This window comes from Methylobacterium sp. M6A4_1b (genome assembly GCF_053345175.1).
In genome coordinates this window covers 1-9607 of sequence record NZ_JBKEZQ010000054.1, presented here as the reverse complement: position 1 = coordinate 9607, position 9607 = coordinate 1, and the positions used below count along the sequence as shown (strand labels likewise).

The following is a 9607-nucleotide window of genomic DNA, read 5'->3' as shown; positions in this document are numbered from 1 at the left end:
GCGGATCCGCGACGGTTTCCTGCGTCTTCTGGGGGCCGTGGTGGCGGAGCCGGCGCGGCGGGTGGACCTGCTGCCGCTCGTCACCGAACAGACCCGCCTGGCCCTGTCGGCGCCCTATCCGGGACCGCTGCCCCTGGCCGACGACCTCCTGCCCGGCCTGATCGCGCGGGCCGCCGCCGCACGCCCCGACGCCCCCGCCGTGATCTGCGGCGACACCACCACCGCCTTCGCCGCCCTCGACGCCGACGCCGACCGCCTCGCCCACGCCCTCGTCCGGCGCGGCGTCCGGGCCGAGACGATCGTCGCCGTCGCCCTGCCGCGCTCCGCCCGCCAGATCGCCGCCTTCCTCGCCGTCCTGCGCGCCGGCGGCGCCTTCCTGCCCCTCGATCCCGGCCTGCCCCCCGCCCGGATCGCCGCCCTCCTGGCCGACGCCGAACCCCGCCTCGTCCTCGGCGACGCCGACACCCTCGCCCGCCTCGCCCCCGTCCCGGGCCTGCCCGAAACCCTCGACCTCGACGCCCTCCATCGTGACGCCCGCGACCGAAATACCCGCGACCCCGCGAGCCCGCCCGCCGGCGCACCCGACGTGCCCCTCCACCCCGACCAGATCGCCTACGTGATCCACACCTCCGGCTCCTCCGGCCGGCCCAAGGGCGTCGCCGTCGCCCACGGCCCGCTGGCCGCCCATGTCCGCGCCACCGGCGCCCTCTACGAGACCGGACCCCACACCCGCGAACTCCACGTCCTCTCCATGAGCTTCGACGGCGCCCACGAGCGCTGGATGGTGCCCCTCGCCTTCGGCGCCTGCCTCGTCCTCAAACCCGACGGCCTCTGGACCCCGCGCGAAGCCCTCGACGCCATGGAGCGCCACCGCGTCAGCCATGCGGGCTTCCCCACCGCCTACATGCACGCCCTGGCGATCGAGGCCGCCGCCGGTCCGCCCCCGAGCCCGCGCTCCTACGCCTTCGGCGGCGAGGCCCTCTCGCGCGAGAGCTTCGGGCTCATCGCACGGGCCTTGCGCCCGCGCTTCCTTGTCAACGGCTACGGCCCCACCGAGACGGTCATCTCGCCCCTGGCCTGGAAGACGAACGGGCAGGCCGGCGTGGAGGACGCCTACGCGCCGATCGGCCGGGCGGTCGGCCCGCGGCGCGCCCTCGTCCTGGACCCGGCCCTGGAGCCGGTGCCGGTGGGCGTGACGGGCGAGCTCTACCTCGCCGGCGCCTGCCTGGCGCGGGGCTATCTCGGCCAGCCCGGACAGACGGCGGCCCGCTTCCTGCCCGACCCCTACGGAGCGCCCGGGGCACGGCTCTACCGCACGGGCGACCTCGCCCGCTGGCGGGCGGACGGGACGGTGGCGTATCTCGGGCGGGCGGACGCGCAGGTGAAGCTGCGCGGCTTCCGGATCGAACTCGGCGAGGTCGAGGCGGCCCTGCTCGCCCAGGAGACCGTGGCGGGCGCCGCCGCCGCCCTGCGGGACGGGCCGGCCGGTCCGCGCCTGGTCGGCTACGTGGTGGCGGCCCCCGGCGCGGCGCCGGAGGAGGGGGCCGTGCGGGCGGCCCTGGCGCGGCGGCTGCCGGACTACCTGGTGCCGGCCCGCATCGTGATGCTGGCGGCCTTGCCGCTGACGCCGGGGGGCAAGCTCGACCGGGCGGCCCTGCCGGCGCCCGCCGACGGCCCCGCCGAGGCGGCGCCGGCCCGCCCCCTGAACGAGACCGAGGCCACGGTCGCCCGCATCTGGGCCGAGGCCCTCGGCCTGCAAACCATCACCCCAGACCAGAACTTCTTCCAAGCCGGCGGGGACTCGATCCTCAGCCTCCAGATCGTGGCGCGTCTCCGCGAGGCGGGCTTCGCCGCACAGCCCCGGCAGATCTTCGAGCATCAGACCGTGGCGGCCCTGGCCCGCGCGCTCCGGATGCGCGACACCGAGGCGGCCGCGCCCGCCCTACCGGAAGGGCCGGCGCCGCTCACGCCGATCCAGGCGTGGTTCCTGCGCCAGGACATGACGCGCCCGGACCACTGGAACCAGTCGCTGCGCCTGACCCTCGCGGCGGAGGTCGACGGCGACCGCCTCGCCGACGCGCTGCGCCGACTTCCGGCCCGTCACGAGGCCCTGCGCACGGCCTTCCGGCGCGACCGCGCGGGCGCCTGGACCCAGGCGCCCGTCTCGGCCGAGCAACTGCCCGATCCGGTCGCCCAGGTTGCGGTCGCGTACGAGGCCGAGACGGAGGCCTGCTTCCGCGCCGCCGAGCGGGGCCTCGACCTGGCGCGCGGACGGGTCTACGCGGCCGTTCTCGCCGTGACCAACGACGGCCCGGCCCGCCTCCTGCTGACAGCCCATCACCTCGTCGTCGACGCGGTCTCCTGGCGCATTCTCCTGGCCGACCTCGAAGCGCTGTACCGCGACCCGGCCGCGCTCGCCGCCCCGGCCGTCCCGTTCCGCGCCGTCGCGCACCATGCCGGGGCGCAGCCGCCGCCCGACCCCGCGCCCTGGATCTCCGCCCTCGCGGCGCCCTCCCGTGCCCTTCCGGTCGACCATCCGGACGGCACCCGCCGACAGCGCGACGCCCGCGAGATCCGGATCAGCTTCGACGCCGGCACCACCGCCGGCCTCGACAGGGCAGGGGGGCCGACGCGACCGCGCCTGCACGAACGGGTGCTCACCGGCGTCGCCCGCGCGGTCGCCGCCTGGGCCGGCGGGGATGCCCTGCACGTCACCGTGGAACGCCACGGCCGCGATGCGGCCCTGGCGGTGGAGCGCACCGTGGGCTGGTTCACCACGCTGGTTCCCGTGCGCCTCGCCCTCACGGGTGACCGTGATCGCGACGTCCGGACGGTCAAGGAGGCCCTGCGCCGCCTGCCCGGCGCGGCGGACGAGTTCGGCCGCCTGCGCGAGCTGGGTCCGGCCGAGATCCGCGACCGCCTCGCCGCCCTTCCGGTCCCGGCCCTGACCTTCAACCATCTCGGCAGCCTCGACGGGCTCGCTGCGGGCGGCCTGTTCGCCCTGGATGTCGAGGACATGCGCCTCTCGGCCGACCCGGAATCACCGCTCGGCGCCGAGTTCACCATCGACAGCTTCGTGCGCGGCGGCTGCCTCACCCTGCGCCTCGCCTATGCGAAGACGCGCTTCGCGGAGCGCAGCATCGCGGCCCTGTCGGAGCGCATCCGGGACGAACTCACGGCGCTGGCTTCCGCGCCGGAGGCGCATGGCCTGACCCCGTCCGACGTGCCCCTCGCCGGCCTCGACCAGGACGGCCTCGATCGCCTCGGCCTCGACGACCGCAGCGTCGGCGACCTCTACCCGCTCGCCCCCGCCCAGGCCGGCATCCTGTTCCACGCCCTCGCCGCGCCCGGAGCGGGCCTCTACGTGAACCAGCTCGCCGTCACCATCGCGGGCCTCGACGCACCGCGCTTCGTGGCGGCGTGGCGGGCGGCGCTCGCCCGGCACCCGATCCTGCGCACCGGCTTCCTCTGGACCGAGGCGATGGGCGCGCCGCTCCAGGCGGTCCACGCGTCGGCGGAGCTTCCCGTCGCGTGGCGGGACCTGCGCGCCGACGCGGCGCCGGACCTCGCCGCCCTGGCGGAAGCCGAGCGGGCGCAGGGCTTCGACCTCGCGCGTCTTCCGCTGATGCGGCTCCTCCTGGCGGCCCTGCCGGACGGCTCCCACCACCTGATCTGGACCTGCCATCACCTCCTCCTCGACGGCTGGAGCAATGCCCGCCTCGTCTCCGAAGTGCTGCGGAGCTATGCGGGCGAGGCCGTGGCCCCGCCGCACCGCCTGTTCCGGGAGCACGTCGCCGCCCTGGCGCAGGGCGATGCCGAAGGCGACGCGGCCTATTGGCGGGACGCCCTGGCGCCCCTCGACGAGCCGAGCCTCCTCGCTCCCGCTTTCTCGGGCGAGACGGGGCGGACCGGCCACGGACTTGTCGACACCCCGCTGGATCGGGCGCAGGTCGCGCGCCTCCAGGCGGTGGCGCGCGCCGAGCGGGTGACCCTCGCGACCCTGTTCGAGGCCGCCTGGGCCCTGACGCTCGGGCGCTTCACCAACCGGTCCCGGGTGGCCTTCGGCGTGACCGTCTCGGGCCGGCCCGCCGATGACGGCGGGATGCATGCGGTGCTCGGCCTGTTCATCAACACGGTGCCGCGCTGCATCCACCTCCCGGCCGAGAGGCCCGCCGGCGCGTGGCTGCGGGAGCTTCAGGACGCGGCCGCGACCCTGCGCGACCACGCCCTGGCGCCGCTGGTGGCGATCCAGGGCTGGGCGGGCTCGCCGGGCCGGCCGCTCTTCGACAGCCTGCTCGTGGTCGAGAACTACCCCATCGATTCCGTGGTCCGCGACCGCGACGCGGGCGGGCTGCGCTTCGGCCCGGTGACGACCCTGGAGGCGACGGACGTGCCCCTCACGCTCTCGGTCCTCCTCGACGAGGCGCCGCGCCTGACCTGGAGCCACGACCGCGCCCGGATCGGCTCCGCCGACATCGACCGGTTGGCGGCGCAGATGCTCCGCACCCTCGCGGCCCTGGCGGAGGACGCGCATGCGCCCCTCGGGAGCCTGGTCCTCGTCCCGGAGGCCGAGCGGCGCACGGCGCGGGCCGGTGCCCGCCTGCCGGCCCCGGCTGAGCCGGCGATCCACCAGCGCATCGCCGCGCAGGCGCAGAGGCGCCCCCAGGCGATCGCCGTGACCTGCGCGGGCGCGGACCTCAGCTACGGCGCGCTCGACGCCCGCGCCGCGCGGCTGGCCCGTCACCTCGTGCGCGCCGGTGTCCGGCCCGGCGCCCTGGTGGGCCTCTGCGCCGTGCGCTCCCTCGATCTGGTGGTCGGCCTGCTGGCGATCCTGAAGAGTGGCGCCGCTTACCTGCCCCTCGATCCCGGCTACCCGGCCGACCGGCTCGCCTTCCTGCTGGCCGATTCGGGCGCCACGCATGTCCTGGTCCAGGGCGACGCCCTCGGGCCGGACGTCGCGCTGCCCGCCCCGGCGCCTCGCCTGATCCGTCTCGACGGCCCGCTGCCGGACGAGACCGACGCGGTGCCCCTGCCGGGGCCGCCCCATCCCGACCAGCCGGCCTACGTGATCTACACCTCGGGCTCCACGGGGCAGCCGAAGGGCGTCGTGATCACCCACGCCAACGTCGCCCGGCTCCTCGCGACGACGCAGGGCCGGTTCGGCTTCGGCGAGGCCGATGTCTGGACCCTGTTCCACGCCTATGGATTCGACTTCTCGGTCTGGGAGATCTTCGGCGCCCTCTGCCATGGCGGACGCCTCGTCGTGGTGCCCCGCGCGGTCGCGCAGGCGGCGGACGCCTTCCTCGATCTCCTCGTGCGCGAGGGCGTCACGGTCCTGAACCAGACCCCCTCCGCCTTCCGGCCGCTGATGCAGGCGGCCCTGGCCCGCACCCCGTCCCCGCCTCTCGCCCTGCGCACGATCGTGTTCGGCGGCGAGGCCCTGGACGTCGGGGGGCTCGCCCCCTGGTTCGCCCGCTTCGGCGACGCGAGCCCCCGCCTCGTGAACATGTACGGCATCACCGAGACCACGGTGCATGTCACCGTGCGGGCGTTGCGGGCCGGCGACGCCGCGTCGCCGGGCAGTCCCATCGGCGAGGCGCTGGACGACCTCACCCTCCGCCTCCTCGACGACGCCCTCGATCCGGTGCCGGACGGCGTGCCGGGGGAGATCCACGTGGGCGGCGCCGGCCTCGCCAGCGGTTATCTCGGCCGGCCCGGCCTGACCGCCGCGCGCTTCGTGCCCGATCCCCACGGCCCACCCGGCGCCCGGCTCTACCGCAGCGGCGACCGGGCCCTGCGCCGGCCGGACGGCGGCCTCGCCTATCTCGGCCGGGCCGACGGGCAGGTGAAGCTGCGTGGCTACCGCATCGAGACCGGCGAGGTCGCGGCGGCCCTCCGGGCCGAGCCGGACGTCGCCGATGCCGCCGTGATCCTGCGCGACGGCCCCGGCGGGCCACGGCTCCTCGCCTACGCGGTCCCGGCGGATCCGGCGGGCGGGGACCTGGACGAGCCCGGCCTGCGCGCCCGCCTGCTGCTGCGCCTGCCCGCGCACATGGTGCCGGCCGGCATCGTGGTCCTGGCGGCCCTGCCGCTGACCGCCAACGGCAAGCTCGACACGGGAGCCCTGCCGGAGCCGGCCCGCACCGCGGCGACGTCCGAGCCGCCGGAGGGCGAGACGGAGCGGGCCATCGCGCAAATCTGGTGCGAGGTGCTGGGCCTGACCGCGGTGGCGCGCGACGACAACTTCTTCGGCCTCGGGGGCCATTCCCTGAGCGCCGCCCAGGTGACGATGCGGATCGGTCAGCGCCTCGCGACCCCGGTTCCGATCCGCACGGTGTTCGAGGCGCAGACCCTGCGCGGTCTCGCCCGGGCGGTGGAGGCGCATCGCGCCGACGGCCCGGACGCCCGCGCCGACCTCGCCGCCATGGACGATCTCCTCGTCGACCTGGAGGCCTGAGTGAACGCCCACGCCGCCGATCTCAGCCGCCGCTTCGGCCGCCTCCCGGCCGAGAAGCGCCGGCTCTTCCTCGACGCCCTCGCCGCCCGGGGCATCGATTTCGGGCGCCTGCCCATCGTGGCCGGCGACGAGGCGGGGGCCGCGCCGCTCTCCTATGCCCAGGAACGGCTCTGGATGATCGGCCGCATGGGGGGCGACGCCGCACTCCTGCACATCGCCGGAGGCCTTCGCCTCGACGGCCCCCTCGACCGAACGGCCCTCGCCGAGGCGCTCGCCGCCCTCGTCGCACGGCATCCGAGCCTGCGCACCGGCTTCCGGCCGGGAGCGGGAGACCGGGTCGAGGCGGTGACGCACACGCAAGTCGCCGCCCCGCTGCGCGAGACGGACCTCTCGGATCTCGCTTCGGCAGCGCGGCGGGAACGGCTCGACGCCCTCTCGCGGGCGGAGGCGCGCGAGGCCTTCGATCTGGCCGCTCCGCCGCTCCTCCGGGCGCGGCTGGTCCGCTGCGGCCCGGACCGGCACGTCCTCCTCCTCACCCTGCACCACCTCGTCGCCGATGGCCGCTCGGTGGAGATCCTGCTCACCGACCTGATGGGGCTCTACGCGGCCGGCGCCTCGGCCGCCCTGCCGCCCCTGCCCGTCGCCTACGCGGATTATGCCCGCTGGCAGCGCGATTGGCTGGAGGCAGGCGAGCTCGACCGGCAGCTCGCGGGCTGGCGCACCCGCCTCGGCGCCGGCGACCCGGTGCTGCCGCTGCCCCTCGACCGGCCCAGGCCCGCGATCCAGAGTTTTCGTGGGGCGGCCGTGGGCTTCACGGTGGAGTCGGGCGTCGCACAGGGTCTGCGCGACCTGGCGCGGGCGGCCGGCGCCACCCCCGCCATGGCGCTCCTCGCCGCCTTCGCCCTGCTTCTGCGCCGGATCACCGGCGAGGCGGACCTGCGCATCGGCGTGCCGATCGCCAATCGCGGCAGGCCCGAGACCGAGCACGTGGTCGGACTGTTCGTGAACACCCTGGCGCTCCGCCTGACCGTCGATCCGGCCGCGAGCGTCCGGAGCTTCGTCGAGCGCGTGCGCGACGCCATGCTGGAGGCGCAGGGGCAGGCGGACCTGCCCTTCGAGCGGCTGGTGGAGGCCCTGCAGACCCGGCGCAGCGTCAGCCACACCCCCCTGGTCCAGGTGATGCACAGCCATCGCGTCGCGGGCCCGGACCGGTTCGCGGTCGGCGACCTCACCGTGGCGCCGTTCGGCCGCGAGACCGGCAGCATCCAGTTCGACCTGGTGCTGGAGACCGTGGAGACCGCCGAGGGCGGCCTCTCCGGAACCTTCGGCTATGCCCGCGACCTGTTCCAGCAGGAGACCCTGGAGCGGATCCGCGACGGTTTCCTGCGTCTTCTGGGGGCCGTGGTGGCGGAGCCGGCGCGGCGGGTGGACCTGCTGCCGCTCGTCACCGAACAGACCCGCCTGGCCCTGTCGGCGCCCTATCCGGGACCGCTGCCCCTGGCCGACGACCTCCTGCCCGGCCTGATCGCGCGGGCCGCCGCCGCACGCCCCGACGCCCCCGCCGTGATCTGCGGCGACACCACCACCGCCTTCGCCGCCCTCGACGCCGACGCCGACCGCCTCGCCCACGCCCTCGTCCGGCGCGGCGTCCGGGCCGAGACGATCGTCGCCGTCGCCCTGCCGCGCTCCGCCCGCCAGATCGCCGCCTTCCTCGCCGTCCTGCGCGCCGGCGGCGCCTTCCTGCCCCTCGATCCCGGCCTGCCCCCCGCCCGGATCGCCGCCCTCCTGGCCGACGCCGAACCCCGCCTCGTCCTCGGCGACGCCGACACCCTCGCCCGCCTCGCCCCCGTCCCGGGCCTGCCCGAAACCCTCGACCTCGACGCCCTCCATCGTGACGCCCGCGACCGAAATACCCGCGACCCCGCGAGCCCGCCCGCCGGCGCACCCGACGTGCCCCTCCACCCCGACCAGATCGCCTACGTGATCCACACCTCCGGCTCCTCCGGCCGGCCCAAGGGCGTCGCCGTCGCCCACGGCCCGCTGGCCGCCCATGTCCGCGCCACCGGCGCCCTCTACGAGACCGGACCCCACACCCGCGAACTCCACGTCCTCTCCATGAGCTTCGACGGCGCCCACGAGCGCTGGATGGTGCCCCTCGCCTTCGGCGCCTGCCTCGTCCTCAAACCCGACGGCCTCTGGACCCCGCGCGAAGCCCTCGACGCCATGGAGCGCCACCGCGTCAGCCATGCGGGCTTCCCCACCGCCTACATGCACGCCCTGGCGATCGAGGCCGCCGCCGGTCCGCCCCCGAGCCCGCGCTCCTACGCCTTCGGCGGCGAGGCCCTCTCGCGCGAGAGCTTCGGGCTCATCGCACGGGCCTTGCGCCCGCGCTTCCTTGTCAACGGCTACGGCCCCACCGAGACGGTCATCTCGCCCCTGGCCTGGAAGACGAACGGGCAGGCCGGCGTGGAGGACGCCTACGCGCCGATCGGCCGGGCGGTCGGCCCGCGGCGCGCCCTCGTCCTGGACCCGGCCCTGGAGCCGGTGCCGGTGGGCGTGACGGGCGAGCTCTACCTCGCCGGCGCCTGCCTGGCGCGGGGCTATCTCGGCCAGCCCGGACAGACGGCGGCCCGCTTCCTGCCCGACCCCTACGGAGCGCCCGGGGCACGGCTCTACCGCACGGGCGACCTCGCCCGCTGGCGGGCGGACGGGACGGTGGCGTATCTCGGGCGGGCGGACGCGCAGGTGAAGCTGCGCGGCTTCCGGATCGAACTCGGCGAGGTCGAGGCGGCCCTGCTCGCCCAGGAGACCGTGGCGGGCGCCGCCGCCGCCCTGCGGGACGGGCCGGCCGGTCCGCGCCTGGTCGGCTACGTGGTGGCGGCCCCCGGCGCGGCGCCGGAGGAGGGGGCCGTGCGGGCGGCCCTGGCGCGGCGGCTGCCGGACTACCTGGTGCCGGCCCGCATCGTGATGCTGGCGGCCTTGCCGCTGACGCCGGGGGGCAAGCTCGACCGGGCGGCCCTGCCGGCGCCCGCCGACGGCCCCGCCGAGGCGGCGCCGGCCCGCCCCCTGAACGAGACCGAGGCCACGGTCGCCCGCATCTGGGCCGAGGCCCTCGGCCTGCAAACCATCACCCCAGACCAGAACTTCTTC

At 76.4% G+C, this 9607-nt stretch carries 2 protein-coding genes; both read left to right on the top strand.

Annotation, left to right across the window (positions count from 1 at the left end; all coding sequences use genetic code 11):
* The first annotated feature begins 61 nt into the window (after positions 1–61).
* Entirely contained in the window at positions 62–6457 is a 6396-nt protein-coding gene (locus ACLBWX_RS22590; protein ID WP_447679181.1) for an amino acid adenylation domain-containing protein, read from the top strand.
* On the top strand, positions 6458–9607 hold a 3150-nt coding region (locus tag ACLBWX_RS22585), incomplete at its 3' end, for an amino acid adenylation domain-containing protein (RefSeq protein WP_447679180.1). It lies immediately after the preceding gene.